At 62.3% G+C, this 25,552-nt stretch carries 26 protein-coding genes and 1 tRNA gene; 13 read left to right on the top strand and 14 right to left on the bottom strand.

Going from position 1 to position 25,552, the window contains the following annotated elements:
* Positions 1-22: 22 nt before the first annotated feature.
* On the bottom strand, positions 23-730 hold the full coding sequence (locus tag NKH67_RS16750; protein ID WP_352455977.1) for a pyrimidine 5'-nucleotidase: 708 nt from the start codon (positions 728-730) through the stop codon (positions 23-25).
* A 161-nt stretch (positions 731-891) separates the two neighbouring features.
* Here NKH67_RS16750 and NKH67_RS16745 point away from each other — a divergent pair, with 161 nt between their 5' ends.
* Positions 892-1,653, top strand: coding sequence for a GGDEF domain-containing protein (locus NKH67_RS16745; protein ID WP_023677477.1), 762 nt, complete (start codon positions 892-894; stop codon positions 1,651-1,653).
* Positions 1,654-1,702: 49 nt separating this feature from the next.
* Here NKH67_RS16745 and NKH67_RS16740 read toward each other — a convergent pair whose 3' ends face one another.
* Entirely contained in the window at positions 1,703-1,870 is a 168-nt protein-coding gene (locus tag NKH67_RS16740) for a hypothetical protein (RefSeq protein WP_023677478.1), read from the bottom strand.
* A gap of 93 nt (positions 1,871-1,963) precedes the next feature.
* Between NKH67_RS16740 and NKH67_RS16735 the strand changes: the two genes are divergently transcribed.
* On the top strand, positions 1,964-2,464 hold the full coding sequence (locus tag NKH67_RS16735; RefSeq protein ID WP_352691423.1) for a MarR family winged helix-turn-helix transcriptional regulator: 501 nt from the start codon (positions 1,964-1,966) through the stop codon (positions 2,462-2,464).
* Here the strand turns inward: NKH67_RS16735 and phhA are convergent.
* A complete protein-coding gene (gene phhA, locus NKH67_RS16730) occupies positions 2,459-3,292 on the bottom strand; it encodes a phenylalanine 4-monooxygenase (protein WP_352472351.1) in 834 nt (277 codons plus the stop codon). The genes NKH67_RS16735 and phhA overlap by 6 nt on opposite strands.
* Positions 3,293-3,432: 140 nt before the next feature.
* Between phhA and NKH67_RS16725 the strand changes: the two genes are divergently transcribed.
* Both NKH67_RS16725 and bchE read left to right on the top strand, forming a co-directional pair.
* On the top strand, positions 3,433-3,909 hold the full coding sequence (locus NKH67_RS16725; protein WP_352455982.1) for an Lrp/AsnC family transcriptional regulator: 477 nt from the start codon (positions 3,433-3,435) through the stop codon (positions 3,907-3,909).
* 102 nt (positions 3,910-4,011) lie between these two features.
* On the top strand, positions 4,012-5,550 hold the full coding sequence (bchE, locus tag NKH67_RS16720) for a magnesium-protoporphyrin IX monomethyl ester anaerobic oxidative cyclase (RefSeq protein WP_353031331.1): 1,539 nt from the start codon (positions 4,012-4,014) through the stop codon (positions 5,548-5,550).
* 19 nt (positions 5,551-5,569) lie between these two features.
* On the opposite strand, the gene argB is transcribed toward bchE, so the two are convergent.
* Together argB and NKH67_RS16710 are read right to left on the bottom strand one after the other, a co-directional pair.
* Positions 5,570-6,463: an acetylglutamate kinase gene (gene argB / locus NKH67_RS16715; protein WP_352472350.1), complete on the bottom strand. Its 894-nt coding sequence runs from the start codon at positions 6,461-6,463 to the stop codon at positions 5,570-5,572.
* 96 nt (positions 6,464-6,559) lie between these two features.
* Complete coding sequence (locus tag NKH67_RS16710; protein WP_352813992.1) at positions 6,560-8,056, bottom strand: amidase; 1,497 nt, start codon at positions 8,054-8,056, stop codon at positions 6,560-6,562.
* A 126-nt stretch (positions 8,057-8,182) separates the two neighbouring features.
* Here NKH67_RS16710 and NKH67_RS16705 point away from each other — a divergent pair, with 126 nt between their 5' ends.
* From NKH67_RS16705 to msrB, 4 genes are all read left to right on the top strand, one after another.
* A complete protein-coding gene (locus NKH67_RS16705; RefSeq protein WP_352501141.1) occupies positions 8,183-8,722 on the top strand; it encodes a sigma-70 family RNA polymerase sigma factor in 540 nt (179 codons plus the stop codon).
* Positions 8,719-9,423 (top strand): anti-sigma factor, encoded by a 705-nt coding sequence (locus tag NKH67_RS16700; RefSeq protein WP_353031408.1) that lies wholly within the window; start codon positions 8,719-8,721, stop codon positions 9,421-9,423. The genes NKH67_RS16705 and NKH67_RS16700 overlap by 4 nt, the downstream gene beginning before the upstream one ends.
* Positions 9,424-9,627: 204 nt before the next feature.
* A complete protein-coding gene (locus NKH67_RS16695; RefSeq protein WP_023677486.1) occupies positions 9,628-10,185 on the top strand; it encodes a fasciclin domain-containing protein in 558 nt (185 codons plus the stop codon).
* Positions 10,186-10,359: 174 nt separating this feature from the next.
* On the top strand, positions 10,360-10,860 hold the full coding sequence (msrB, locus tag NKH67_RS16690; RefSeq protein ID WP_023677487.1) for a peptide-methionine (R)-S-oxide reductase MsrB: 501 nt from the start codon (positions 10,360-10,362) through the stop codon (positions 10,858-10,860).
* A 126-nt stretch (positions 10,861-10,986) separates the two neighbouring features.
* Here the strand turns inward: msrB and NKH67_RS16685 are convergent, their stop codons facing one another.
* Both NKH67_RS16685 and NKH67_RS16680 read right to left on the bottom strand, forming a co-directional pair.
* Positions 10,987-12,585, bottom strand: coding sequence for a DHA2 family efflux MFS transporter permease subunit (locus tag NKH67_RS16685; protein ID WP_352682279.1), 1,599 nt, complete (start codon positions 12,583-12,585; stop codon positions 10,987-10,989).
* 22 nt (positions 12,586-12,607) lie between these two features.
* Positions 12,608-13,786 (bottom strand): HlyD family secretion protein, encoded by a 1,179-nt coding sequence (locus NKH67_RS16680; RefSeq protein WP_352682277.1) that lies wholly within the window; start codon positions 13,784-13,786, stop codon positions 12,608-12,610.
* Between the two features lie 143 nt (positions 13,787-13,929).
* Here NKH67_RS16680 and NKH67_RS16675 point away from each other — a divergent pair, with 143 nt between their 5' ends.
* A complete protein-coding gene (locus tag NKH67_RS16675) occupies positions 13,930-14,679 on the top strand; it encodes a TetR/AcrR family transcriptional regulator (RefSeq protein WP_352472344.1) in 750 nt (249 codons plus the stop codon).
* 21 nt (positions 14,680-14,700) lie between these two features.
* Here the strand turns inward: NKH67_RS16675 and yihA are convergent, their stop codons facing one another.
* The 5 genes from yihA to rpmH form a co-directional block, all read right to left on the bottom strand.
* A complete protein-coding gene (gene yihA, locus NKH67_RS16670) occupies positions 14,701-15,360 on the bottom strand; it encodes a ribosome biogenesis GTP-binding protein YihA/YsxC (RefSeq protein WP_353031329.1) in 660 nt (219 codons plus the stop codon).
* Positions 15,357-15,995 carry a CatB-related O-acetyltransferase gene (locus tag NKH67_RS16665; protein WP_352682273.1) on the bottom strand — a complete coding sequence of 213 codons (639 nt, stop codon included), beginning with the start codon at positions 15,993-15,995 and terminating at the stop codon, positions 15,357-15,359. The genes yihA and NKH67_RS16665 overlap by 4 nt, the downstream gene beginning before the upstream one ends.
* Before the next feature lie 143 nt (positions 15,996-16,138).
* Positions 16,139-17,962 (bottom strand): membrane protein insertase YidC, encoded by a 1,824-nt coding sequence (gene yidC, locus NKH67_RS16660; protein WP_352539959.1) that lies wholly within the window; start codon positions 17,960-17,962, stop codon positions 16,139-16,141.
* Positions 17,963-17,975: 13 nt separating this feature from the next.
* On the bottom strand, positions 17,976-18,329 hold the full coding sequence (rnpA, locus tag NKH67_RS16655) for a ribonuclease P protein component (protein ID WP_352539960.1): 354 nt from the start codon (positions 18,327-18,329) through the stop codon (positions 17,976-17,978).
* Between the two features lie 23 nt (positions 18,330-18,352).
* Positions 18,353-18,487, bottom strand: a complete 135-nt coding sequence (rpmH, locus tag NKH67_RS16650; RefSeq protein WP_008833937.1) for a 50S ribosomal protein L34 — start codon at positions 18,485-18,487, stop codon at positions 18,353-18,355.
* Positions 18,488-18,822: 335 nt separating this feature from the next.
* On the opposite strand from rpmH, the gene NKH67_RS16645 reads away from it, so the two are divergent.
* The 3 genes from NKH67_RS16645 (at position 18,823) to NKH67_RS16635 (ending at position 21,673) form a co-directional block, all read left to right on the top strand.
* Positions 18,823-20,310, top strand: coding sequence for an ATP-binding protein (locus NKH67_RS16645; RefSeq protein ID WP_352455990.1), 1,488 nt, complete (start codon positions 18,823-18,825; stop codon positions 20,308-20,310).
* A gap of 325 nt (positions 20,311-20,635) precedes the next feature.
* A tRNA-Arg gene (locus tag NKH67_RS16640) sits at positions 20,636-20,712 on the top strand.
* A gap of 646 nt (positions 20,713-21,358) precedes the next feature.
* Positions 21,359-21,673 carry an antibiotic biosynthesis monooxygenase family protein gene (locus NKH67_RS16635; RefSeq protein ID WP_352619465.1) on the top strand — a complete coding sequence of 105 codons (315 nt, stop codon included), beginning with the start codon at positions 21,359-21,361 and terminating at the stop codon, positions 21,671-21,673.
* 46 nt (positions 21,674-21,719) lie between these two features.
* On the opposite strand, the gene NKH67_RS16630 is transcribed toward NKH67_RS16635, so the two are convergent.
* Both NKH67_RS16630 and NKH67_RS16625 read right to left on the bottom strand, forming a co-directional pair.
* Positions 21,720-22,862, bottom strand: a complete 1,143-nt coding sequence (locus NKH67_RS16630; protein WP_353031327.1) for an alpha-hydroxy acid oxidase — start codon at positions 22,860-22,862, stop codon at positions 21,720-21,722.
* A 69-nt stretch (positions 22,863-22,931) separates the two neighbouring features.
* Positions 22,932-23,954: a LacI family DNA-binding transcriptional regulator gene (locus NKH67_RS16625; protein ID WP_353031406.1), complete on the bottom strand. Its 1,023-nt coding sequence runs from the start codon at positions 23,952-23,954 to the stop codon at positions 22,932-22,934.
* Positions 23,955-24,492: 538 nt separating this feature from the next.
* On the opposite strand from NKH67_RS16625, the gene NKH67_RS16620 reads away from it, so the two are divergent.
* Positions 24,493-25,455 (top strand): sugar-binding protein, encoded by a 963-nt coding sequence (locus tag NKH67_RS16620; protein ID WP_352539964.1) that lies wholly within the window; start codon positions 24,493-24,495, stop codon positions 25,453-25,455.
* The last annotated feature ends 97 nt before the right edge of the window (positions 25,456-25,552 follow it).

The following is a 25,552-nucleotide window of genomic DNA, read 5'->3' as shown; positions in this document are numbered from 1 at the left end:
GACTTGAAGCGCGCCGGCTGCCTCAAGCAGGGACTTCCACGATCGCCGTGAGAAAGCTGGCGAGGTCGTCGGTGACGAAGTCCACATCGTCCTCGTTGGCCGGGTCGCGTTCCCAGATTTCCGAGAAGGTCGGCTCGAAATTGCGCGGCACCACCAGCACCGTAGTCATGCCCAGCGATTTCGGCACCGACAGGTTGCGGGCAAGATCTTCGAACATCACCGCATTTTGTCCGGTAACGGCGTGGAGTTCGGCAAATTTCTCATAGGATTGCCGCGCCGGCTTCGGGTTCAGTCCGGCTGCGACGATATCGAAAATATCATCGAAATGCTCGAGAATGCCCAACTGCCGCGCGGTGCGTTCGGCATGCCGGCGATCCCCGTTGGTGAAGATGAATTTACGGCCGGGAAGCTGGCGAATGGCGGTGCCTAGGACGGGATCTGGAACCAGCCAGGAATAATCGATGTCGTGCACTTTCTCGAGAAAATCGTCGGGGTCGATGCCGTGGCGCGTCATCAATCCGTTCAGCGTCGTGCCATATTCGCGGTAGAGCTCCTTTTGCAGCTTGCGTGCTTCCTCGCGCGGCAGCGTCAGCAATTCTCCGACGTAGGCGGTCATCTTCACATCGATCTGCGAGAACAGATTCGAATGATGCGGATAAAGCGTGTTGTCGAGATCGAACACCCAGTCGGTGACATGGGCAAAGCGGGCGGGGTCGGGAAGTGTCGTCATACGTCCTTATGGCACGAAACGATCTTTCTAACAGGAGGTTTATCCACAACCTATGCGCGCCCTGGGTGGTAAAAATGGCGCCATGATTAAAATCTTAAGCATCGCCGAAAGGTGACATTCAGCGCTTTGCTGGAACCAAGACGGACCAGTGGGAGCAAGCGATGAATCGCATATTTCTAAAGTCTGCCGCCATCGCTTTCGCCTCCGTCGCGGTCTCGCTTTTGCTGACGCTGATCGTCGTGCCGGCAATGGGGTTTCCGATCAATCGCACCATCTGGCTGACATCCACCGTGTGCCCGCTCGCGCTGGCCTGGAGTGTCGGCGCCTATACGTTCTGGCAGGGCGAAAGGTTGCAGACCGCGCATCGCGAGCTCGCCCGCGCCCATGCCCAACTCGCCGCCGCGCACAGGCGCTTGGCGGAAAAGGCGAGCCGCGACGACATGACCGGCATGCTCAACCGCGAAAGTTTCTTTGCCGCTCTCGACGGCTCCCGGCGCAAATCCGATCGCGGGGCATTGCTGATCGTCGATGCCGACCATTTCAAGACCATCAACGACAGCTACGGCCATCTGATCGGCGACGATGCGCTGCTCCTGATCGCAAATGCGATAGAGCGTGGCGTGCGCAGCGGCGACGTGCTTGGCCGCATCGGCGGCGAGGAATTCTGCGCCCTTCTGATTGGTGCCACCGAACACGAGGCCAGGCGCATCGCCGAGCGCATCCGGCGTGAAGTCGAGCGTATCCGTTTCCGGCCCGTCGACGAACGAACGGTTCCGCTGACAGTCAGTATTGGCGGCATCACCTGCGGCAGAGACGCCGCAGTGTCGGAGCTAATGCGCGCCGCCGACCAGCGGCTCTACGAGGCCAAGCATCGCGGCCGTAATCTGTCGATCATCGACCGCGATATTTCCGAAGCCGCCTGAGCTCGGCCCTAAGCCTTCTGCTGCATTCAACCGCGCCGCTGCCAGACTGTCAAAATCCGAAGATGGCGATGCGGAACAGCAGGGCGGCCGCCGCCAGCGCGACCAGAGCGATGCCAAGGCCAATGGGAGAGCCCCAGCCATACCACTCCATCGCCAGCTTGGCATATTTGAACTCCTCGGCCGGTGTGAGTGGGCCGCGCGTTGGGGTCTGATTCATATTTCACTCCTTGCAGGCTGCGACAGGCCTTGCCTTGCGCCTGATGCAGCATATTACTATAATAGCCATAATGTTAGGCAGATCGATAGTTAGATGATCGAAATAAATTCGTCAAGCATGAATCGGGCCGACATGAAGACCGCCATCAGCCTTGCCATTATGGGCTGGCAGGACGCGACGCAGGCTTATGACGAGGCAGTGGGCGATAGGCTTGGGCTGAGTATGGCGGAACGCCATTGCCTGGCGCTGCTCTATGGCGGCCCGCGATCGGCTGGCGAGGTCGCGGCCGCAACAGGGTTGACGCCGGCCGCGGTCACCGCGCTGATCGACCGGCTGGAGGCACGCGGCCTGCTGACACGAACGCGCAGCCTCGAGGACAGGCGCAAGGTGGTCATAGAGGCGACGGAACTCACACGAGAACTATCGACGCGCTATTATGGCGCGATCGCGCAGGAGGGGGAAAAGGTGATCGCCACATTCAGCGACACTGAGCTCGCCACGATCCTGCGCTTCGTTACGGCGTCCCTCGACCTTCAGCGCGACCAGCTGGCCCGGCTGAAGGCCGAGGCGTTGGAAATAACCGACAGCCTATAGGCTCGCCGGGTCGAGCGCTGGCTCGCCTTTGCGGCGCGCCACGATCGCCGCAAGATCGGCGGTCTCGAAAGCATCACGCAGGGCGTCGAACGACGGCAGCACGAAATAGGCACGCTGGAACTTGTCGATCTCGTAGCCGGTGCGCATTACGGTTTCCAGGTCGAAGGGGACATGGTGCGCCTCGCCGCCTTCGACCGCGAACTGAAGCTCCGTGAAGGATGACATCAGCCCGGCGCCGAAAGCCTTCAGCGGCTGGCCCGGCTCGCGTATCAGCCCGTATTCGACGGTGTACCAGTAAAGCCTGGTGATCATCTCGTCGCCGCCGAGCGCAATCACGTTATCGGCCTTTTTGCCATACATCTGCATGAAGTCGGCAAAGACCGGCTGCGTCAGGATCGGCACGTGACCGAAGAAATCGTGGAACATGTCGGGCTCGACAATGTAGTCGAGCTCCTTTTGGGTTCGCAGCCAGTTGGTGACCGGGAAGCGGCGGTTGGCGAGGTGGTCGAAGAACGGCTGGGCGGGGATGAGCCCCGGCACAGCGACGATCTCCCAGCCGGTGAGCTTGCGCAGCTTCTCGCTGACCGCACCGAAATCCGGGATCTTGTCGAGAAGGCCGAGCGCCGCAACGCCATCGAGATAGGAATGGTGGGCGAGCTTCCTGGTCAGCTTCGTCTGGCGGTCGCACAGCGTGCGCCACACCGCCTGTTCTTCGTCGCTATAATTGTAGCCCTGCGCCACGGTGAAATCGGCACGGCAGACCGAATAATCGCCGCGAAGGCCTCGCGCCGCGCATTCGCGGGCATAGTCGGCAACGTTCATTGTCATGGCTTGCTCTCCCTGGAAATCATGACCAGCCAATTGCCGGAAATTCTAGCCGGATGGCGCGAGGCAAATCAGCTTTGATGGTGGCTCAAACGCAGGGTTGGAGGTAAAAGGCTGCACGATCGAGCTTTGGGAGAGTGAAAATGCCTCAGTTTGACGAATTCGAGATCAAGATGCTCGACATCCTGCAGCGCGACGGGCGCAAGCCGGTCTCCGAATTGGCGCAGGAGATCGGCCTGTCGACGACACCTTGCGCGCGGCGCTTCGAGGCCCTTCAGCAGGCGGGCATCATAAAGGGCTTCGCTGCGGTGCTCAGCCGCCGCGCCGTCGGTCTGATGGTCGAGGTGTTCATCCAGGTGCGCCTCGTAACCCACAGCGACGGCTCGCCCGAAAACTTTATCGCCGCCGTGCAGCGCATGGACGAGGTGTCGTCGTGCTGGACGATGACTGGAGACTACGATTTCCTGCTGCATGTCATGGTGCCGTCGGTCGACGAACTCAATGCCTTCGTCATGCACCGGCTGATGCGGCTCGAAGGCGTGCGCGACGTACACACGCAGCTTGTGCTGCAGAACATCAAGGGGCCAGGCCATGTCCCGCTTGCACATCTCAGACGATAGGCATTTCTGCGGAAAAGCTGCACACGAACTGCTGAATCGAGCCAATCTCCAGAGCTAGATCGCCGACTACGACATGCGGACCGCCATTGCATAAGGTCCGCCATGAAAATCGTCCTGATCAATCCGCCACATACAGCTATCGGCAGCCGCGTGCCGGACGACCATCTGCCGCCGCTCGGTTTGCTGGCACTGGGCGGTCCGCTGATCGACGCGGGACATCAAGTGCGGCTTGTGGACGCCGAATTCGGGCCGATGGCGCTTGCCACGCTGGTCCGGGACGCCTTGAGCGATCATCCCCACTGCATTCTGATCGGCCATTCCGGCTCGACCTCTGCACATCCGACAGCCTTGCTGATCGCCGGCATGGTCAAGGACATCGAGCCAGCGACAATCCTGATCTATGGCGGCGTGTTTCCGACCTATCATTGGCGCGACATACTGGCTGAAACGAATGTCTTCGACTTCATCGTGCGCGGCGAGGGCGAGGCGACCATCGTCGCGCTGGTCGAAGCGCTGGAGAAACGCAAGCCGCTCTCGGACGTGGCGGGCATCGCCTTTCCTGACGATTTGCGGCGGCCCTTCGCCACCAAGCCGGCAAGGACGATCGCCAACCTCGACGACTATCGCGTCGGCTGGGAACTGATCGATGTCAGCCGCTACAGCTATTGGGGAGGCAAGCGCGCGCTGGTCATGCAGTTCTCGCGAAGCTGTCCGCATCTGTGCAACTATTGCGGCCAGCGCGGCTTCTGGACGCGCTGGCGGCACCGCGACCCCGTGAAGTTCGCGCGGGAGATTGCCTGGCTATACCGCGAGCATGGCGTCGAGCTGATCAACCTTGCCGACGAGAACCCGACGTCGTCCAAAAAAGCCTGGCGCGCCTTTCTCGATGCGATGATCGCCGAGAATGTGCCGGTGCTGATCGTCGGCTCCACCCGCGCCGACGACATCGTCCGCGACGCCGAGAGTCTGCATCTTTATCGCCAGGCCGGCGTCATCCGCTGGCTGCTTGGCATGGAAAACACCGACGAGCAGACGCTTGCATTGATCCGCAAGGGCGGCAGCACCTCATCCGACCGCGAGGCGATACGGCTGCTGCGCCTCAACGGCATCTTGTCGATGGCGACCTGGGTGGCCGGTTTCGAGGACGAAGGCTTGCGCGACCTCTGGCGCGGCTTCCGCCAGCTGATCGCTTATGACCCCGACCAGATCCAGGCGCTCTATGTGACGCCGCATCGCTGGACGCCGTTCTTCAGGATTGCCAGGGACCGCAAGGTGATCCAGCTGGACGCCCGCCTGTGGGACTACAAGCACCAGGTCCTGCGGATGACCCGCCTCAAGCCGTGGATGCTGTTCTTCGCCGTCAAGCTGATCGAACTGGCGGTGCAGTCGCGGCCCAAGGCCTTGGCGCGCATCCTGTTCCACAAGGATCCGGAGCAACGACATTCGATGCGCTGGTACACCAGAATGGGCCGCCGCGTCTGGTTTCGCGAAGTCTGGGGCTTTCTGGTCCGCGACCGCCGCCTCAAAAATGGCCCGACGCTCGCCGAATTCTGGGGCGCGCCGCAAGACGAGGACGAGGAATCGATGGTTGTCGAACGCCTGCCGCGTAAGTCCGTGACCGCTATTTCGCCAAACGCTTGAGCCTCTCAGACACCCGGCCTCACGGCACGATCAGCGTGCCGGCGCCGTGTTCGGTGAACAGCTCGAGCAGCACCGCATGCGGCGTCTTGCCGTTGAGGATGACGACGCCTGCGACGCCGCGCTCGATTGCCTCGATGCAGGTCTCGACTTTGGGGATCATGCCGCCCGAGACAGTGCCGTCCTTGATCAGGGCCTTGGCCTCGGCCACGGTCAGCTCGTCGATCAGCTTCTTGTCCTTGTCGAGCACGCCGGGCACGTCGGTAAGGAACAGCAGGCGCGTCGCCTGGCAGGCGCCGGCGATGGCGCCGGCAAAAGTGTCGGCGTTGATGTTGTAGGTATGGCCGTCGCGGCCGGGCGCCACCGGCGCCAGCACCGGGATCATTTCGGACCGCGCCAGGAGGTCGAGCAATGTGCGGTCGACCTCGACAGGCTCACCAACGAAGCCCAGGTCGAGCACCCGCTCGATGTTGGAATCCGGATCGATCATGGTCTTGCGCGCCTTTTCGGCAAACACCATGTTGCCGTCCTTGCCGCACAGCCCGATCGCCCACTCGCCTTCGGCATTGATCAGCGCGACGATCTCCTTGTTGATCGACCCGGCCAGCACCATCTCGACAATCTCGACGGTTTTCTGGTCGGTGACGCGCAAGCCGCCCTCGAATTTGGATTCGATGCCCATCTTGGCGAGCATGGCGCCGATCTGCGGCCCGCCGCCATGCACGACGATCGGGTTGACGCCGGATTGTTTCAAAAGTGCGATGTCGCGGGCGAAAGCCTTGCCGAGCGCGATGTCGCCCATCGCGTGGCCGCCATATTTCACCACGACCGTCTTGTTCTCGTAGCGCTGCATGTAGGGCAGCGCCCTTGAAAGCAGCGCGGCCTGCATTTCGGCGGTGGCGGCGACATCCGTCATCGGCGTGGTTCCCAGCTTGGCATGAACGGCGGCGTCTTAGCGGGAATTGGACGACGGGGCAAACGGCTTTGCTGTCACGATCGATCAAATCACCGCCTATGCCGGCCGCTGCAGCGGCGCCCGTCGGCCCAGCCAGCCCGAGATCCTTTCCATCTGCGCGGCGAACGACAAAAGCGTTTCCTCGTCGCCGGGGCGGCCGGCGGCCTGGACGCCGAGCGGCAGGCCGGCATCGGTGACGTAAACCGGAAGCGTGATCGACGGTTGCCCGCTGACGTTCTGGATCGCCGGCCAGTGGGTGAACCACAGGCTCTTGTCCATCAGCTGGCCGAATAGCGGCTTGAACTTCAGCAGGCCGGCGAGGCGCAGTCTGTCCAGGACATTCTCGATGAATTCGTCGGCGCCTTTCGGGTCCATGGTGCCGCAGGCGAGCGGCGGGTGCGCGATGACAGGCATCAGCACTGCATCATAGTGCGCGGTTTCGGTGATAAGCTGGCGCGAGGTTGCGTGCAGCCGCTGCAGGCCGGCATAGATTTCGCCGGCCGAGAGGATTTCACCGAACCGGCTCATCACGCGCGTGGCGCGTTCGATGTCGCCTGAGATGGAGCGGCCGACGCGCAAGGCCTCGCCACGCATCGTGCCGGCCACCGCCGCGGCGACGGTTCTGGCGAAATCGGCGATGAAATCACGATCGATATAGGGCAGGTCGATCTCCTCGACGCCGTGCCCGCCTTCGCGCGCCAGCGCAATCGCCGCATCCAGAGCTTTCAACGTCTCTTCGGATATCGGCAAGCCGAGCGGCGATTTTCGATAGAAGGCGAGCTTGAGCTTGCCCGGATCGCGCCCGGCGGCCGCAGTGAAACTGCCGTTCGGCGAGGGTGCCGCGTAGGGCGACAGCGGGTCGGGCCCGTGGGTCAGGTCGAGCAGCAGGGCCGTATCGCGCACGGAGCGGGCCAACGCATGGTCGACGACGAAGCCGTACCAGCTTTCGGTGACGAGCGGCGTCAAGGGTACGCGGCCGCGCGAGGTTTTCAGCCCGACCAGCCCGGTGCAAGCGGCAGGCACCCTGATCGAGCCGCCGCCATCCGAGGCATGCGCCACCGGCACGACGCCGGCCGCGACCAGCGCAGCCGCACCGCCCGAGGAACCGCCGGTCGTATGCGCGGTGTTCCATGGATTGCGGGTGACGCCGTAAGCCACCGACTCGGTCACCAGCCTCAGCCCGTGTTCGGGTGCGGTGCTGGTGGCGATCGGGATCAGGCCGGCAGCCAGATAGCGTTCCGTCATCACCGAACTGAAATCGGGGGTGAAGGCCGGGATGCGGCTGCCGCCATGCGTCGGCACGCCTTTCATGGCGATGCCGAGGTCCTTCAGCGCAAAGGGCACTCCGGCAAGCGGCAGCTTGTGGTCGACGGTTTTCGCTCGCGCCCGCGCCGCCTCAAAAAGCGGTTCGGCGATGGCGTTGATCTCCGGCAGGGTGGCCTCGGCCCGGGCGATCGCCGCATCGACGAGATCTTGCGGTGTGATCTCTCCCTTGTGCACGAGTGCGGCCTGGCCGGTTGCGTCATGCTCCCACAGAACCCGCTCAATCGACATGGTCGCCCTCCCGCTCATTGCAAGCTAGCGGGCGGCGATTTCATTGGCAATCGACGCTGGCGCTGCCGGTGCGCAAGACCATTTCAGTCGTTGCAAATACATTACAATCGCCTAATTTGGCGGCGAATGACGCCGCAGGACATCAGCAACCTGATTGTCCGGACTTCGATGAAGGACCGGGCTGCGTTCGATCTGCTCTACCGGCAGACCAGCGCGAAACTTTTCGGCGTCTGCCTTCGTGTATTGAAGGATCGGGGAGATGCTGAAGAAGCGCTTCAAGAGGTCTTCGTCAAGATATGGACGAAGGCGGACCGTTTCGCCGTTTCGGATCTGAGCCCGATCTCCTGGCTGGTGGCCATTGCGCGCAATCATGCGATCGATCGGATCAGGGCGCGGCGAGAGCCTGCCGCCTATATCGATGCCGCGCTCGACGTGGCCGATCCGGCGCCGGGGCCGGAGGCCATGGCCGTGGCGGGCGGTGAGTCCGAACGCATCTACCATTGTCTCGAGGAATTGGAGAAGGACCGGGCGGCGGCCGTCCGGGGCGCCTATCTGGATGGCAAAAGCTATGCCGAACTGGCGGAGCGCTATGGCGTACCGCTGAACACGATGCGGACCTGGCTGCGGCGCAGCCTGTTGAAACTGAGAGAATGCCTGGAAAGATGACGCTGGCTGACGACAATGGACCGGAACGTGGGGGCGACGACCTGTTCGCCGCCGAATACGTTCTTGGCGTTCTGGCCGCCGATGAACGCGAGATCGCGTCGCGCCGCATCGATGCGGACGCCGCCTTCGCGCGCCTTGTCGATGCCTGGGAGGCGCATCTTTCGCCGATGGCCGCCGCCTATCCGGAGACAGAGCCTCCGATCAGGGTCAAGGAAGCATTGGACCGCCGGCTTTTCGCTGCAGAGCCGCGCGCCGGCCTGTGGTCGAGCCTTGGCTTCTGGCGCGGTCTTGCCGCCGCCGCCATTGCGGCGCTGGCGATCTACATCGCCGTGCCTTACCTCCGCCCGTCCATCGAACCGCCGCAGGCGCGGCTTGTCGCCTCGCTGGCGGCCGAAGGCAGCGACGTCAAATATCTCGTCGTCTACGATGCCGCCCGTCACGAGGTCGGTCTTTCCCACGTTTCCGGCGAGCGGGCCGCCGGCAAGGACTTCGAGCTGTGGATGATCGAAGGTAAGAAGGCGCCGGTGTCGATGGGCGTCATCCCGGCCGGTGCGACCGCGCATTTGCCCATCCCGCCCGCCGTCCAGGAGAAATTGGCGCAAGGCGCCGTGCTTGCGGTCAGCGTTGAGCCTGCCGGCGGTTCACCGACCGGCCAGCCGACTGGACCGGTGGTCGCAGCGGGCGATCTGAAGAGCATCTGACCGCTTCTCATCTCCGGAAGCAGACCTGAAATCTATCTCCCGTGATTTAAACGCCTGCAAAGCTTGTTAGCGGCTGTCGATCCGCGCCGGGCAAATTGCAGCGACAAATATTTTTTTGCGGAGAGGGCGAAACTCCAGCATTTCTATCGCGTATCTCCTTGCGTTCCCAAATGAGGGGAACGATAACCAGAGGAGATTGAAATCATGCGTAAATTCGCCACCCTTTTGCTTGCCGGCACGGTCGCCATTTCCGCGCTCGCCACCATTGCCTATGCTCAAAATCCGATGGTCGGCGGCGCCGCCATGTATGCCCAGAAAAACATCGTCGAAAATGCTGTCAACTCGAAGGACCACACGACGCTGGTCGCTGCCGTCAAGGCAGGCGGCCTGGTCGATACGCTGCAAAGCGCTGGCCCCTTCACTGTGTTCGCGCCGACCAACGAGGCCTTTGCGGCACTTCCAGCCGGCACGGTGGAGACGCTGCTCAGGCCTGAAAACAAGGACAAGCTCGTCAAGATCCTGACTTGCCATGTCATCGGCGCCAAAGCGATGGCCGCCGACGTCGCCAAGATGGTCAAGAACGACGGCGGCACCCACAAGGTCAAGACGGTCGGTGGTTGCGAACTGTCGCTCAAGGCCGACGGCGGCAAGGTCACCGTGACCGACGAGAACGGCAACGTCGCCAATGTGACGATCGCCGATGTCGAGCAGTCCAACGGCGTCATCCACGTCGTCGACAAGGTTCTCCTGCCGAAGATGTAACAAACGCACGCTGCCGGCGAAGATATCGCTAAGGGCCTCCCTGCGCACACTCCGCGCCGTTCACGCAAGATGTGGATAGGCGCGGAGTCCCGCTTTGAGGACAGCGATCGTCACCGGCTTTTGATTTCCGTGTGGCGGTCGAATTTGGCACAAGCAATGACAGGAGGAATGGCCATGAACCGTCGCGAGCTTCTTTTGAGTGGTGCGGCAGCCATTGGCGTTGTCGCAGGCGCCACCGCGCTGCGCATGGGCGGAGCCCAGGATGCACGCGCGGCTGAGACTTTCGAGGTTACCAAGACCGAAGCCGAGTGGCGCGCCATCCTGTCCGACGCGGCCTTCAATGTGCTGCGCAAGGAGGGCACGGAATACCCGGGCACCAGTCCGCTGCTCAACGAGCACCGCAAAGGCATCTTCGCTTGCGCCGGCTGCGGCCTGCCGGTCTATTCGTCAGAGACCAAGTTCGATTCCGGTACAGGCTGGCCGAGCTTCTGGCAGGAAATCCCGAATTCCGTCGGCAAGACCGTGGACAGGTCTTTGGGCATGACCCGCACGGAGGTCCATTGTCGCCGCTGCGGCGGCCATCTCGGCCACGTATTCGACGACGGTCCGCCGCCGACCGGGTTGCGACACTGCATCAATGGCGTTGCCTTGACCTTCAAGCCGGCGACGGCGTGAGGACGGCTGCGACCCTGACTTTGTCGGAGCGCGAGAGGACTTCGTAATGGTTGATTTTGCGCATGACCCCGAAAATCGCTTTTCGGGGTCATGCGCGAGGGCGCCAGGCGGGGGATCCAGCGCGCCTCAATGGCCTCCGCCACCGCCGCCCTGAGCGGCTGGCTTGCGGATCACCAGGGTGAATAGCCCAAGCGTCGCGAACAAAACCGTCAGCATGAAGAATACGTCCATGAACGACAGCAGCGACGCCTGCTGCTGGACCATGCCTGACAGTTTGGAGATGGCCGCCTTGGAGGCGTCGAGCCCGGCGGTCTGCTCGAAGTTGAGCGTCATGTTCTGCAGCTTCTGCTGCGCAGCGGCACTTCCCCATTGCACGTGCTCGGAGAGCCTGGCGTAGTGGAAGGCATTGCGGTCGATCAGCACGGTGTTGATGACTGCCAGGCCGACGGCGCCGCCGAGATTGCGGGTCAGGTTGAACAGGCCAGACGCATTCTTCAGCCGCTCAGGCGGCAAGGTTCCGAGCGCAATGTTGTTGATCGGCACCATGCAAAGCATCATCGAGCAGCCGCGCAGGATCTGCGGGATAAGCAGTTCATAGAAATCCCAGTCGGCGGTAAGATGGGTCATCCACCAGGTCCCCGTGGCGAAGCCGAAGAAGCCGATCATCATCATGATGCGCGGGTCCATCTTGTTCGACAGGATGCCGGAGATGGGCGCAGTGAAGAACATGGCCAGGCCGCTGACGAACAGCGCCTCGCCGATCATCATCGAATCGTAGCCGCGGATCCGCCCCAGGAACACCGGATAAAGATAGGTCAGACCGTAGAGGCCGATGCCGACGACGAAGGAGAACAACGAGCCGAAGGCAAAATTGATATTGCTGAAAGCCCTCAGATCGACAATCGGCTCCTCGGCGGTGAACACGCGCCAGAAGAATAGCACCGCGCCGAAGGTCATGATGACGGCGCAGATGAACACCGCCTGATCCTGCAGCCAGTCGTTGTTGGGACCTTCCTCCAGCACATATTCCATGCAGCCCAGGAAGGCGGCCATGCCGGCAAGCCCCCACCAGTCGAACTTGCTGAACAGCTTGAGATTGGGTTTGTCGAAGTCGATCAGCGACCAGGCAGCCGTCGTCACCAGAATGCCGGGCACGACGTTGACCAGGAACAGCCAGTGCCAGGACATGGCATGGCTGATATAGCCGCCGACGGTCGGGCCGATGGTTGGCGCCAGCGTCGCCACCAGGCCGATCATCGGCGAGACGATGGCGCGACGCGACGGCGGGAAGATGGTGAAGGCGGCTGCAAAGACGCTCGGGATCATGCCGCCGCCGATGAAGCCCTGCACGGCGCGGTAGACGATCATCTGGTCGATATTGGTTGCGGTCGCCGCCAGCGCGCTGGCCGCGGTGAAACCTGCCGCCGAGATTGTGAACAGCACCCGCGTCGACAGCATCCGGCTGAGGAAGCCCGACAGCGGGATCATCACCACCTCGGCAATCAGATACGCCGTCTGCACCCACGGAATCTCGTCCGAACTGGCGCTGAGGCCCGCCTGGATCTCGGCCAGCGAGGCCGAGACGATCTGGATGTCCAGGATGGCCATGAACATGCCGAACACCATTGCCAGGAAGGCGATGACGCGGCGCGTCGAGATGTGGTCGACCGGCACCGGTATGGCTGGCGCCGGCGCCGATCCTGCAGTTAGGGTTGCGGTCGCCATGACCCTTGCTCCCGGTTCCGCTTTACTTCGATGCGGAAGGCGCGGTGCGGCTGTCGACGGCGACGACGACGCTCAGGCCGGCGCGCAGCTTGCCCGTCTTCAGCACATCCGCGGGCACGTCTATGCGAACTGGAACGCGTTGCACCACCTTGGTGAAATTGCCGGTGGCGTTTTCCGGCGGCAGCAGCGAGAACACTGCTCCCGAAGCCGGGGCCAGCGACGACACGGTACCCTCGATGTCCTGACCGTCGATCGCGTCGACCGACACTCTGACCTTTTCACCAGGCACCAGCCGGGCAAGCTGGGTCTCCTTGAAGTTGGCAACGATGTAGAGCTTGTCCATTGGCACGACGACGGCGAGCTTCTGTCCGGGGCTGATCAGGTCGCCCTGCTCGACCGAGCGGTTGCCGACCACGCCGTCATAGGGTGCGCGCAGCACGGTGAAGGACAGATCCCGCACCGCCTTGTCGTGGGCAAGCTGCAGCGAGCCCAGCGTGCTTGCCGATTCCGCCCGCTGCGCCTGGAGCACGCCGATATTCGCCTGAGCCGCCGCGATCTGCGCGTCGGCGCCGGCTAGTGCGGCATTGGCTTGCTCGACCGCCGTCTGGGCATCGTCCAACTGGGCCTGGGTACCGACGCGGGTCTTGAGCAACTGGGCGGCACGAACCTGAGCTCGCTTCGCATTATCGGCCGCGGCCTGGTCGGCCGTCTTCTGCGCCTGCGCCTGCTTGAGCGAGGCGCGTGCCGCCTCGGTCTGGGCATCGATGCGGTCGAGCGTCTTGCTCAACGTGGCGATCTGCGCCTCCGCCTGAGCAACGGCTATCTTGTAGTCACCGTCATCGACGATCAGCAGCGGGTCGCCGGCCTTCACCTGCTGGTTCTCGGTCACTTTGACCTGATCGACATAACCCGAGATTTTTGGCGAGATGAACGCCGTGTCGGCCTGGACATAGGCATCGTCAGTCGTGATCATGAAGCGCCCGTCAGTCCAGTAATCATAGCCATACCAGGCGCCGGCGCCTAGCAGGGCCAGGCCGATGATGGGCAACAACATCGAGCGCATCGACCGCTTCTTCTTGGCGGGAGCCAGCGGGGTGACGTCGGCGGGCTTGAGAGGGGTTTCCGGCGCTTCGATCGCAGGCTGGACCTTGGCATTGGGGAAGGGGCGGACTTCGGCACTGGTGGGCGCGTTCGAGGACATGATATCTCTCTAAATTAACTGGCGCTGAATTTTGTCAGACTGAACCGTTCGGTTCGATCTCGACGTTGACTTAGCGCTTAAAGAGGACCATATCAAGAGCAATCGAACCGGATGGTTCGAATTATTTTACGAGGTGTGACATTATGGCCGAAGCCCCCAAGGCCGCTCCTTTGCCTGATTCAGGCCCATTGCCCGGCGCTGGCAAGGACCAGTGCGATCTGCTGGACAGCCTGCCGCGCGGCCGCCCGGCCGCGGGTCAAGACCCGGTCAAGCGCAGCCAGATCATCGACGGTGCGCGCCGTGTCTTCATCGAAAAGGGCTTCGAAGCCGCGTCGATGAACGACATTACGCGCGAGGCCGGCGTGTCCAAGGGCACCATCTATGTCTACTTCGCCAACAAGGAAGAGCTCTTCGAAGCGCTGATCGAGGAAGAGCGCGGCACGATTTTCAAGAACATGTACGAGGTGCTCGATCAGATCGGCGACCTTCGCCAGACGTTGGTGAAGTTCGGCATCGTGCTGTCCATGAAGATCACTTCGGCGAGGGTCATCCTGGCGCAGCGGACGGTGATCGGCGCCTCGGAACGCATCCCGGAGCTTGGTGCCCGGTTCTACGAACGCGGCCCGAAGCGTGGCCATGACAGGGTCGTCGTTTTCCTCAACATGGCTATCGAACGCGGCCTGCTGAAGATCGACGACGTCGAGCTTGCCGCCTATCAGTTCACCGAGCTGTGTCTGGCCGGTCTTTTCCGCCAGTGCATTTTCGCCTATCGCACCAAGGCGCCAAGTGTGGCCGAGATCGAACACATCGTCAGGTCGGGCGTCGATGTGTTCCTGAAGGCCTACGGCACCGAACAGCTTGCAGAGCAGGAACGGGCCTCCAGCCCCGCCTGACAGGCTGCCAGGGTCGGTGGCCTATCCGCCATTGGCGGCGAGCACGATGGCCGCACGCAATTCCTCGAGGCCCTCGCTCTTTTCCGACGACGTGGCGAGCACGAAGGGGAAGGCCGCCGGGCGTTTCTTGATCTTCTGGAGCGTTTCCTCGACCAGTCGCGGTACCCCCGCCGCCTTGATCTTGTCGGTCTTGGTCAGCACGATCTGATACGACACCGCCACCTTGTCGAGCAGCGACAGCACCTCGTCGTCCTTGGCCTTGATGCCATGGCGGGCATCGATCAGCACGTAGACGCGCTTCAGCGTCACCCGGCCCTTCAGATAGTCGAACACGAGCTTCGTCCACTCGTCGACCTTTTCCTTCGGTGCCGTGGCGTAGCCATAGCCTGGCATGTCGACCAGCGCCATCGGCGGCAGATCGGCGCCTTCTCCCGAAAATCCGCCAGGCACGAAATAGTTGAGCTCTTGCGTCCTGCCCGGCGTGTTGGAGGTGCGCGCCAGCCCCTTCTGGTTGACCAGCGCGTTGATCAGCGACGATTTGCCGACATTGGAGCGGCCCGCAAAGGCGATCTCGGGCGGACCCTCCGGCGGCAGGAATTTCATTGCCGGCACGCCGCGGATGAATATCCAGGCTCGCGTGAACAATTCGATGCCGATCGTGGTCTTGTTCAACGCGTTCAAACCGCTGCCTCCAGAAGAAAAATGTTGCTGCCACGAATGGCATTGAGATTGCGGCTGATCTTTTCTACCGGCCAGTGCCACCACGCCAGCGCCAGCAGCCGCCGGATGGTCCTGTCATCGAAGCGCATCTTCACCACCTTCGACGGATTGCCGGCGACGATCGCATAGGCCGGCACATCGTGCGTCACCACCGACTTTGCCGCGACGATGGCACCGTCGCCGATCTTCACGCCGGGCAGCATAACCGCTTCCATGCCGATCCAGACGTCGTTGCCGACGATTGTGTCGCCACGCACCTCCTTCGACCATGTCGCCGGGTCGAAACCTTCCTCCCAGCCGTGACCAAAGATGTTGAACGGATAGGTCGAAAAGCCGGACATGGCGTGATTGGCGCCGTTCATGATGAAGCGCGCGCCTTCGGCAATGGCGCAGAACTTGCCGATGATCAGCCTGTCGCCGATGAACGGATAATGATGCAGCACGCATTTTTCGGCGAATTTGTCGGGTCCGTCAGGGTCGTCATAATAGGTAAAGTCGCCGATCTCGATATTCGGCGCCGTCACCAGCGGTTTCAGAAAGCCGACGCGTGTGTGCAACGGGATCGGATGCTTGATCGATGGATTGGGTCCGGTCATATCGAGCTCCGTCGGGCAACTGCCAGCCAGGTCAAAATAGCGCGATCCGTCCGGCAGTACCAATCGCTTAATCCAGGCGGGCAGCTTGTGCAAAAAGCCCCGGACGAACCGGGGCTTTTGGTTTCGCATCCTAGGAGCGCCGGCTATTCCGCCGGCGACGGTTTCTTGCGGAACAGCGCGACCAGATTGTCCCACAATTCGATCTTGGCGCCTTGCCGCTTCATGATCACGCCCTGCTGCAGGATCGACAGCGTGTTGTTCCAGGCCCAGTAGATGACGAGGCCGGCCGGAAAACCCGCCATCATGAAGGTGAAGATCACGGGCATCCACGTGAAGATCGCCGCCTGCGTCGGGTCCGGCGGCGTCGGGTTCATGCGCATCTGCAGGAACATCGTCACGCCCATGATCAGCGGCCAGACGCCGATCATCAGCATGTGCGGCAAGGTAACGGGGATCAGCCCGAACAGGTTGAAAATCGATGTCGGGTCCGGCGCCGCCAGATCCTGGATCCAGCCGAAGAACGGCGCGTGCCGCATCTCGATGGTGATGTAGAGCACCTTGTAGAGCGAGAAGAACACCGGGATCTGCAATGCCACCGGCCAGCAGCCGGCGAGCGGATTGATCTTCTCGGTCTTGTAGAGCTCCATCATCGCCTGCTGCTGCTTCATCTTGTCGTCCGCGTATTTCTCGCGGATCTCGAGCATCTTGGGCTGCACCTTCTTCATGTTCGCCATCGACGCATAGGACTTGTTGGCGAGCGGGAAGAACAGCGCCTTGACGATGACGGTGGTGGCAAGGATCGCCAGGCCGAAATTGCCGAAGAATTTGTAGAGCGTGTCGATCAGCCAGAACATCGGCTTGGTGATGAAATAGAACCAGCCCCAGTCGATCAGCAGGTCGAACTGGCGGATATGACGGTCCTTTTCATAGGCGTTGATCGTCGAAACTTCCTTGGCGCCGGCGAATATCTCCGACTCCACGGTCGTCGATTGCCCGGGAGCGATCGTGACCGGATCGGACAGGAAATCGGACTGGTAGCTGTGCGGATGGGGCCCGCTCTTGAACTCGAAATAAGAGAATTTGGGCTGAAATTCGCGGCCGCTCGGCGGCACCAGGGTCACCGCCCAGTATTTATCGGTGATGCCGAGCCAGCCGTCGGTCGACTTGCCTGGCTTGAATTCTCTCTCCGATTCGACCTTGGAGTATTTGTATTCTTGTAGGCCTTCGCTGCCGGTAACACCGATCAGGCCCTCGTGCAGCACATAAGTGCTGGCGATAGCCGGCTTGTCGAAACGGGTGACGCGGCCATAGTTCGACAACGTCGCGGGTGCCGAGCCCCCATTCTGGACCGTGTCGGACACGGTGAACATATATTGGCTGTCGACAGAGAAGGTGCGCTTGAAGGTCAGGCCCTTGTCATTGGTGAAGGTCAGCGTGACCGGCGTCGCTGGCGTCAGAGTCGCATTGCCGTCGGTCTGCCAGACCGTGTCAGGGCCGGGCAGCCTGCCCACATCCGGCGTGCCGGAAAAGCCGATCTCGGCGAAATAGCCGTTCGGCAGGGACGCCGGGTTGAGCAACGCGATCTCGGGCGAAGTCTTGTCGACCGTCTCTGTGTAGTGCTTGAGCCGGAGGTCGTCGAGGCGCGCACCGGTGAGGTTGATCGAGCCTTCGAGGCTCGGCGTGTCGATCTTGACGCGGCTGGTCGAGGCAATCGCCTGGTCGCGGCCGGCCGCGGTGACGGCTTCGCCGCCAGGCGCGTTCGGAATGGCGCCCGGCTGCACCGGTGTTTCGCTGGCGCCCGGGCTGGTGCCTTGGGCGGCCTTCTTCTGCTCCGCCACGCGCTGCTCTTCGATGCGGGCGGCTTCGCGCTGCATCTCGCTGCGCGGCATCACATAGAAATATTGCCAAAGCGCCAGGATCAGCACCGACAGTGCGATGGTGATGAAGAAGTTGCGGTTGTTTTCCATCGAAGCCCTTGGCCTATCGTGTTCCACGCAATCTGCGGGAGAGTTCGGCCTTCAACTGGCCGAACGGAGTGGTAAGCACGTCTTCGCGCCCGACGATGACATAATCATTGCCGGGCGCCATGTCATCGGCGGCATGCGTGCGCACGGCCTCTCTGAGCCGCCGCCGGATGCGGTTGCGAACGACGGCGTTGCCGACCTTCCTGGTGACGGTGTAGCCGACGCGCGGCGCCTCGCTGTCGCCGCGGCCCAGGACCTCGACGAGGAAAAGCCGCCCGCGGCGCTTTTCGCCGCGGCGGACAGCCAGGAATTCCGCGCGCTTCAGAAGCCGCTTGGGATGGGCACCCGTTGGCTTGCCGGTTGCGGGCAACGATCTTGTCTCTCGCTTGGTGCTCAGGCGCTGAGACGCTTGCGGCCGCGGTTGCGGCGGGCTGCGACGACGCCGCGGCCACCTTTGGTGGCCATGCGGGCGCGGAAACCGTGCCTGCGTTTGCGGACGAGTTTGGACGGCTGGTAAGTACGCTTCATTTGTTTAAATACCGCGGGGTGCGGCCCTTCTTGATTCTGTCACTTTGTAACAGGAGCTTTGCCGGGCCGGTTTTGGCGCGATCGAAACCGCGCCGGGACGAATGGCCCGAGCGTGAGCGGGCTTATAGAAAGAAGGGTTTTGGAAGTCAATCCAGGGTGTCGGGCCGGCGTTGTCGGACCGGCAGGGAAGTCCTTGCGGCCCTTTGTCCGGCTTCGACCAAGGATGAATTTGGCAAAAAAGCCGCAATCGCCTAATCTTGCCCGATCAAGCGATCGTGAAGACGAGCAGTCCCTAAGACAAGCAGCCGTGATGACAGGCAGCCGTGACGACGAGCATGAGTGAAGTCCCAGCAACCGACGAAAGCATCGCCCAGGCGAAGGCCGCCACCCGCAGGGTGCCGCTGGCGCGCGGCCTGTCGACCAAGCTGCTGCTGCTCACCATCGTCTTCGTGCTCTTGGCCGAAATCCTCATCTTCGTGCCCTGGATCGCCAGCTACAGGCTGAGCTGGCTGAAGGAGAGGCTGAGCACCGCCGCCGCGGTTTCCATCGTCCTGGTGCAGGGCGAACCTGCCTCGCTGTCGCGTGCCGCCCAGAACGACGTACTGATGGCGATCGGCGCCAAGGCGATCGCCGTGCGCGACGGCGGCGTCTCGCGGCTGCTGGTCGTGGCCGAAATGCCGCCGCAGGTCGACGAGCATATCGATATCGCCAATGTCGGCATGATCGAGGGTATGACCGGCGCGCTGGACACGCTGTTTTTCGGCGGCAAGCGGATGCTGCGCGTTTTCGGGCCGGTCGGCGACAGCGACAAAGAATTCGAGCTGATCATGCCCGACCACCGCCTGCGCAATGCCATGCTGATCTATTCGCGCAACGTCGCCTTCGTCTCGCTGCTGATCTCGCTGTTCACCGCCATGCTGGTCTACGCCGCGATAGACCTGATCATGATCGGCCCGATCAGGACGATGACACGCTCGATGCTGTCCTTTTCCGAGGCGCCCGACGACCCCGGTCGCATCATTCACCCCGCCGCCCGGGCCGACGAGATCGGCGTCGCCGAACGCGAGCTGTCGCAGATGCAGGAGCGGCTGCAGAAGATGCTGACCGAGCAGAAGCACCTGGCCGATCTCGGCCTGGCCGTGTCGAAGATCAACCACGATATGCGCAACATCCTCGCCTCGGCGCAGCTCATGTCGGACCGCCTGCGCCAGGTCAAGGACCCGACCGTGCAGGCCTTCGCGCCAAAACTGCTGCGCGCGCTCGACCGTGCGGTGTCCTACTCGGAGGGCGTGCTGGCCTATGGCCGCACCCAGGAGCCGCCGCCGTCGCGCCGCAGGCTGCGGCTGCGCCAGCTGGTCGAAGACGTCCAGGGCCTGCTCGACATCGAATGCGGCATCGAATTCGTCAACGCCGTCGACCCGGTGCTCGAGGTCGATGCCGATTCCGACCAGCTGTTCCGCGTGCTCACCAATCTTAGCCGCAACGCCGTGCAGGCGATGGCGGCGGACACCGAGAGCGCCGTGGTGCGCCGCCTGACCATATCGGCCGAGCGCATCGGCAGCGTCAGCCGCATCGTCGTCACCGACACCGGCCCCGGCCTGCCGCCTAAGGCGCGCGAAAACCTGTTCGCGGCATTTCGCGGCTCGGCCCGCAGCGGCGGCACCGGCCTTGGCCTGGCGATCGCCCATGAATTGATCCGCGCCCATGGCGGCACGGTGGAGCTGGTCGAATCGATCGGCGGCCGCACCACATTCGCCGTCACCATTCCCGACCAGCCGGTCCGGCTCGACCAGGCCCGCAATGGGCTGCGCCGCCCGGCGTAACGAACCGTTTCGTTACGGATCGTTTCAATCACCAAGGGTTGGTCCCGAGACCACGAGCCATCGGCTCGGCCGCCGTGCAACGGCTCGTTTCGTTACGGACCGTTCCGATTGGCAAATGACCGGTCCAAGACGACGACCTATCGGCTCGGCCGCCGCGTGACGCGATCTTGCCTTCGCCGGCCGGCGCATGACGGCAAAACATGACGGCAAAACTTTTGGCCAGGATCGGCTTGCTTTTCGCAAATTCAGTCGCTAGGGAACAGCTCACATTCGCGGCCGGTCGCCAGGATCGGATCGCGGGGCTATGCAAAGCATGGCCTGTTGCGCGCCCGTAGCTCAGCTGGATAGAGCACCAGACTACGAATCTGGGGGTCAGGAGTTCGAATCTCTTCGGGCGCGCCAATAAACTCATGCCTACCCCGGGGAACATAAGTAACAGAATCTACCACCGGTGGCCGGAAAGTCGCGAGGGCTGAGCGCCATCCATGCCAAAAAGGGGATCGTCAGCTAATGCTGCTCAGTCGGCCTGCTTAATCTCCGGGCCCGGTTCAGTCGGCGGGCCTGGCGTGCAATCCTGGCCGGTGCATTCCTGCACCGGATCCTTCGCCGGCGGCAGACAATTTTGGCCTTCACAATGAACGGGCGGCTGCGCTGTTGCGGCTTTATTGTTCTGCGGCACAGGCCGATCCTCAGCGCGAACGGCCGGTATTCCAAGGTCGATCACGGCCGTGCACAAGAGCGCAATCCGAAGCAAGTTCATTTTCGCCTCCGCAACTGACAGCGAGACGCAGATTATATCTTCGAACTGCGGCCAACATCCTGTCACCGCGAACGGCGTTAACAGTGCGTTTCATTGCCGGTCGGAAGGGCGTACCGATTGAGATCGAGCGTCATCCTCTTCCTGGCGAAATAGCGCCAGAAACGGAGCTTTCGGCCAGAGGTGACTGAAGCCAGCCTTCCGATTTTTCTGTACACCTGTTCGAAGGGTTCGAGGTGCGTTAGGGCCTCGCATATTCGAGGTTTTCAGTTCTTTCACGGGGGAACGTACATGACGGCATTCAACAGCGTCCGTTTCCGGGTCAAGCCGGGTAGTGAAGACGAATTCGTCGAACTGTTCAGCAGCGCTCCGCGCAATTTCGAGGGATTGCGAAAAATGGCTCTCATCAAATCGGGAGATGGCGCCTTCTTCTCGATTGGAGAGTGGGACACGTTTCAGCATATGGTCGATGCCAGGCCCAAAATGCTGGGCAATCTTGATCGGTTCCGGCATACGTTGCAGCAGCTTGAGGGCGGATATACGGATGCTGTTTCCGGCGAGGCTGTCTTCGAAACGGACGGCAGGAGCAGCGGCAGGTCGGTATAGTTTCGCACTTCGAAAAGCTTATGCCGTGCGCCACTTCCCGGCTCTATCACCTAAACCGCACATTCCCCCTGGAAAGCTCTGCCACCGACCTGCATCCCATCAGCCGCATGTCGCGTTCGATCTCGGTTCGCATCAGGCCGAGCGCCCGTTCGACGCCGGCCTGCCCGGCGGCTGCCAGCGGGAAGAGATAGTAGCGCCCGACGCCGACGGCCTTGGCGCCCAACGACAGGGCCTTCAGCACATGCGTGCCGCGCTGGACGCCGCTGTCGATGATCACGTCGATCTTGTCGCCCACCGCGTCAACGATCTCCGACAGCTGGTCGAAGGGGCTGCGCGAGCCGTCCAGCTGTCTGCCGCCATGATTTGACAGAACGATGCCGGTGCAGCCGATGTCTACCGCCTTTCTGGCATCGGCGACGCTCATGATCCCCTTCAGGCAAAACTGGCCGTTCCAGAAGCGGACCATGCCTTCGACGTCCTTCCAATCCAGCGATGGATCGAGGATCTCGGTGAAATAGCGGCTGATGGAAAGCGCTCCGCCACCGAGATCGATATGGCCGTCCAACTGCGGCAGGCTGAATTTTTCGTGCGTCAAATAGTCGATAGCCCATCTCGGCTTGATCGCGAACTGCATCATGCCGCCGAGCGTAAGCCGAAAGGGGATGGAAAAGCCGGTCCACAGGTCACGCTCGCGGTTTCCGCCGGTGACGCTGTCGACCGTCAGCATCATCACCTCGACGCCGGACGCCTTGGCGCGCTCCATCATGGCGCGGTTCAGGCCGCGATCCCTGTGAAAATAGAACTGATAGACCTGCGGCGTCCTGTGCTTGCGGACTTCCTCCAGGCTGATCGTGCCGAGCGACGAGACGCCGAACATCGTGCCGAACTTCTCCGCCGCCGCGGCGACGGCGCGCTCGCCGCTATGGTGAAACAGCCGCTGGAGAGCCGTCGGCGAACAATAGACCGGCATCGCCAGCTTCTGGCCCATGACGGTGACCGACATGTCGATCTGTCCAACGCCGGCAAGGACGTTGGGGACGAGATCGCAGTCCTCGAACGCCGCCGTGTTGCGCCGCAGCGTCGTCTCGTCGTCCGCGCCGCCATCGATATAATTGAAGATCGGACCTGGCAGGCGCTGTTTTGCCAGCCGGCGGAAGTCCTGAAAATTGTAGCAGCTTTGCAATCTCATGAAATCAATCGGGTATATGCCGGGCCTGATGTCAAGCCTGTGCCATTGTCGATCGCCGGCGCTCTCGCCTCAGCCCGCCAGAGCGCCAACCGACTCCCGCTCCACCAGCGGGCATTCGAGCTTGGTGATGGGATAGCGGCCACGACCGGGAGCAGCGGGGACTTCGAGCTGCTCGATCGCCCATTGTCCCATCGCCATATGCGGCAGGATCGACGTCGTCAGCGGCGGGAACAGATGCCGCGCGATCTCCTCGTCGTCATAACCGATCACCGAAATATCCCGGGGGATGTGCAGGCCGGCCTCCTTCAGCGCCTCGTAGCAGCCGATCGCGGTGCGGTCGTTCTGGCAGAAGATGGCGGTCGGCCGGTCCTTCAGCGCCAAGAGCTCGACGGTCGCGGCATAGCCGGCGCTCGCCGACCAATCGCCTTCGACGACCAGCGCCGGGTCGAACGGGATGTCGGCTGTCGCCAGCGCCCGGCGGTAACCCTTCAGGCGGTCCTGCGCCGCCTGCATCCAGGGCTCGCCGGTAATGGTGGCGATACGTCTGTGGCCATGGCTGATCAGGTGCCGGGTCGAGCTCTGGCCGCCGGCGATCTCGCTCGGTACCACGGCGGGGAAGGCATAGTCGGCGGTGTAGCAGTTGAGCAGGATGACCGGAATGTCGAGGCCGTAGAGATGGTCCGGCGCGACGATCTCGCGGGTGAAGATGGTCATGTAGATCAGCGCCGAAATGCCCCGCTTGGTCAGCGCCGCGATGGCGCGAGGCTCCATCACCTCGTCGCCCATGGTCTGCGCCACCAAAAGCACATTGCCGGCGTTCCATGAGGCTTGCCGCGCCCCTTCAATGGCGACGACCGCCTCCGGGCTGGTCGCCAGTTGGTCGACTGCGAAGCCGATCACGCCATCCAGCCCGCCGAATGCGGCAACAGGGGCTCGCAAGGCAGAAAACACCGGCGGCGAATAGCCCAGCGTTCGTGCGGTCTCAATCACTCGCTCTCGGGTTTGCTGCGACAGCCTTATGCCCGGCGTGTTGTTGAGGACGAACGAGACCGTCGCCTGCGAACAGCCTGCGGCCCTGGCGATGTCGGTCATGGTGACGCGGCCCTTGGGGTTTTTCCCGGACGGCTTTCGCCGTCTGGTACCCTGAAGGACCGCATCCCGAAGTGGTTCGTTCACGTCGTTAGTCCCTCGAATTTCGCATTTATAAGGCAAAGCGGCGCTAATAGATATAATCTACCCTCTTACGCGATGTAGTCGCCAATCCCAAGCGGCAGCGACTGGGAAGATCTCTCTTTTGTGGCGAGAAATCCCGATCAACTAATACTCTTTACTAATATCTGGCATCCCTATAACGTCAATCCGTCATGCCCGGACGACATCGGACCGTGCGTGTTCGGAATGCAAGCCAGCCTGGTATCGGACGGTTCCCGTCAGCCGAAGTTCGCCTGCCGTTTCGGGAAATGTCAGACAAATCGGACTATTTACGAACGGCGAATGAGTCTCTAAAGTCGATGATCGCGGCTGGAATGGCGTCGTTCCTCGCTGCCGGAACCCTGGGGAGGAGGGCGTCCAAGCCGCGTCGGCACGTTCATCATCAGCGAAAATTACTAAGTCAAATGGGAGGTTGAATATGAAATCTGTAATACGAAATGCGTCCGTCGCCGCTGCGGCCCTGCTGCTCGGCCTGTCCGCCAGCGCAATTGCGCGGGCCGACGACAAGCCGACACTGGCCTTCGTCGTCAACGGCGCTTCCGATTTCTGGAAGGCGGCCGAAGCCGGCGTCAAGAAGGCTCAAGGCGAACTGCCCAATTACAATCTGGAGCTCAAATATCCGGAGCAGTCCTCGGTCGCCATCCAGCAGCGCCTGATGGACGATCTGGTGACGGCCGGCGTGAAGGCGATCATGGTCTCGGCCGTCGATCCCAAGACGTCGACCGACGGGCTGAACAAGATCGCCTCGGAAACGGCGTTGTTCACCACCGATAGCGACGCACCGCAGACCAAGCGTGTCGCCTATATTGGCTCGTCCAATGTCGATGCCGGCAAGCAGGCGGCAGAGATCGCCAAGAAGGCCATGCCTGACGGCGGCAAGTGCCTCGGCTTCGTCGGCCTGCTCGGCGCCGACAACGCCAAGGAGCGCATCCAGGGCATGAAGGAAGGTCTCGCCGGCACCAAGATCGAATTGGTCGACGTGCGTGGCGACGACATCGATCAGGCTCGCGCCAAGAAGAACGTCGAGGACGCGCTGGTCGCCAGCCCCGACGTCACCTGCATGGTCGGCTTCTATTCCTACAACACGCCGCGCATCTATGAAGCGCTGCGCGATGCCGGCAAGCTCGGCCAGATCACCGTCGTCGGCTTCGACGACGATCCGATCACGCTGGGCGGCGTCAAGGAAGGCACCGTCGCCGCCACCGTCGTGCAGCAGCCCTTCGAATGGGCATATCAGGGCATGAAGCTGATGGCTGCCTATCTCGAGGGCGATAAGTCGGGCATTCCCGCCGATGGCCTGATCATCATCCCGACCAAGATCATCGGCAAGGACGATGTCGACGCCTACGCCGCCAGCCTCAAGGCGATGTCTGGAAACTGAGCAAATTAGGTTGCGCCGGCTCAAGGTTCGCCTTGAGCCGGCGTTCTATTGACGGGCCTCGCGAGGCCCGTCAGTCTGAGACCAAACGGCTCACCGG

Source organism: Mesorhizobium sp. M0968 (assembly GCF_040319065.1).
In the GTDB taxonomy this organism is placed as follows: Bacteria; Pseudomonadota; Alphaproteobacteria; order Rhizobiales; family Rhizobiaceae; genus Mesorhizobium.
Note: the sequence above shows the minus strand (reverse complement) of the source record. Positions and strands in the feature narration are given on the sequence as shown.

Excerpts from the sequence above, each read along its gene's own strand:
- NKH67_RS16740 (WP_023677478.1), bottom strand. The coding sequence starts at position 1,870 with ATGAATCAGACCCCAACGCGCGGCCCACTCACACCGGCCGAGGAGTTC.
- rpmH (WP_008833937.1), bottom strand. The coding sequence starts at position 18,487 with ATGAAGCGTACTTACCAGCCGTCCAAACTCGTCCGCAAACGCAGGCAC.
- NKH67_RS16700 (WP_353031408.1), top strand. The coding sequence starts at position 8,719 with ATGACGCTGGCTGACGACAATGGACCGGAACGTGGGGGCGACGACCTG.
- NKH67_RS16725 (WP_352455982.1), top strand. The coding sequence starts at position 3,433 with ATGCCTCAGTTTGACGAATTCGAGATCAAGATGCTCGACATCCTGCAG.
- phhA (WP_352472351.1), bottom strand. The coding sequence starts at position 3,292 with ATGACAATGAACGTTGCCGACTATGCCCGCGAATGCGCGGCGCGAGGC.
- NKH67_RS16675 (WP_352472344.1), top strand. The coding sequence starts at position 13,930 with ATGGCCGAAGCCCCCAAGGCCGCTCCTTTGCCTGATTCAGGCCCATTG.
- NKH67_RS16745 (WP_023677477.1), top strand. The coding sequence starts at position 892 with ATGAATCGCATATTTCTAAAGTCTGCCGCCATCGCTTTCGCCTCCGTC.
- NKH67_RS16685 (WP_352682279.1), bottom strand. The coding sequence starts at position 12,585 with ATGGCGACCGCAACCCTAACTGCAGGATCGGCGCCGGCGCCAGCCATA.
- argB (WP_352472350.1), bottom strand. The coding sequence starts at position 6,463 with ATGACGGATGTCGCCGCCACCGCCGAAATGCAGGCCGCGCTGCTTTCA.
- NKH67_RS16645 (WP_352455990.1), top strand. The coding sequence starts at position 18,823 with ATGAGTGAAGTCCCAGCAACCGACGAAAGCATCGCCCAGGCGAAGGCC.
- NKH67_RS16750 (WP_352455977.1), bottom strand. The coding sequence starts at position 730 with ATGACGACACTTCCCGACCCCGCCCGCTTTGCCCATGTCACCGACTGG.
- msrB (WP_023677487.1), top strand. The coding sequence starts at position 10,360 with ATGAACCGTCGCGAGCTTCTTTTGAGTGGTGCGGCAGCCATTGGCGTT.
- yidC (WP_352539959.1), bottom strand. The coding sequence starts at position 17,962 with ATGGAAAACAACCGCAACTTCTTCATCACCATCGCACTGTCGGTGCTG.
- NKH67_RS16710 (WP_352813992.1), bottom strand. The coding sequence starts at position 8,056 with ATGTCGATTGAGCGGGTTCTGTGGGAGCATGACGCAACCGGCCAGGCC.
- NKH67_RS16665 (WP_352682273.1), bottom strand. The coding sequence starts at position 15,995 with ATGACCGGACCCAATCCATCGATCAAGCATCCGATCCCGTTGCACACA.
- NKH67_RS16635 (WP_352619465.1), top strand. The coding sequence starts at position 21,359 with ATGACGGCATTCAACAGCGTCCGTTTCCGGGTCAAGCCGGGTAGTGAA.
- NKH67_RS16735 (WP_352691423.1), top strand. The coding sequence starts at position 1,964 with ATGATCGAAATAAATTCGTCAAGCATGAATCGGGCCGACATGAAGACC.
- NKH67_RS16625 (WP_353031406.1), bottom strand. The coding sequence starts at position 23,954 with ATGACCGACATCGCCAGGGCCGCAGGCTGTTCGCAGGCGACGGTCTCG.
- NKH67_RS16695 (WP_023677486.1), top strand. The coding sequence starts at position 9,628 with ATGCGTAAATTCGCCACCCTTTTGCTTGCCGGCACGGTCGCCATTTCC.
- NKH67_RS16630 (WP_353031327.1), bottom strand. The coding sequence starts at position 22,862 with ATGAGATTGCAAAGCTGCTACAATTTTCAGGACTTCCGCCGGCTGGCA.
- bchE (WP_353031331.1), top strand. The coding sequence starts at position 4,012 with ATGAAAATCGTCCTGATCAATCCGCCACATACAGCTATCGGCAGCCGC.
- NKH67_RS16705 (WP_352501141.1), top strand. The coding sequence starts at position 8,183 with ATGACGCCGCAGGACATCAGCAACCTGATTGTCCGGACTTCGATGAAG.
- NKH67_RS16620 (WP_352539964.1), top strand. The coding sequence starts at position 24,493 with ATGAAATCTGTAATACGAAATGCGTCCGTCGCCGCTGCGGCCCTGCTG.
- NKH67_RS16680 (WP_352682277.1), bottom strand. The coding sequence starts at position 13,786 with ATGTCCTCGAACGCGCCCACCAGTGCCGAAGTCCGCCCCTTCCCCAAT.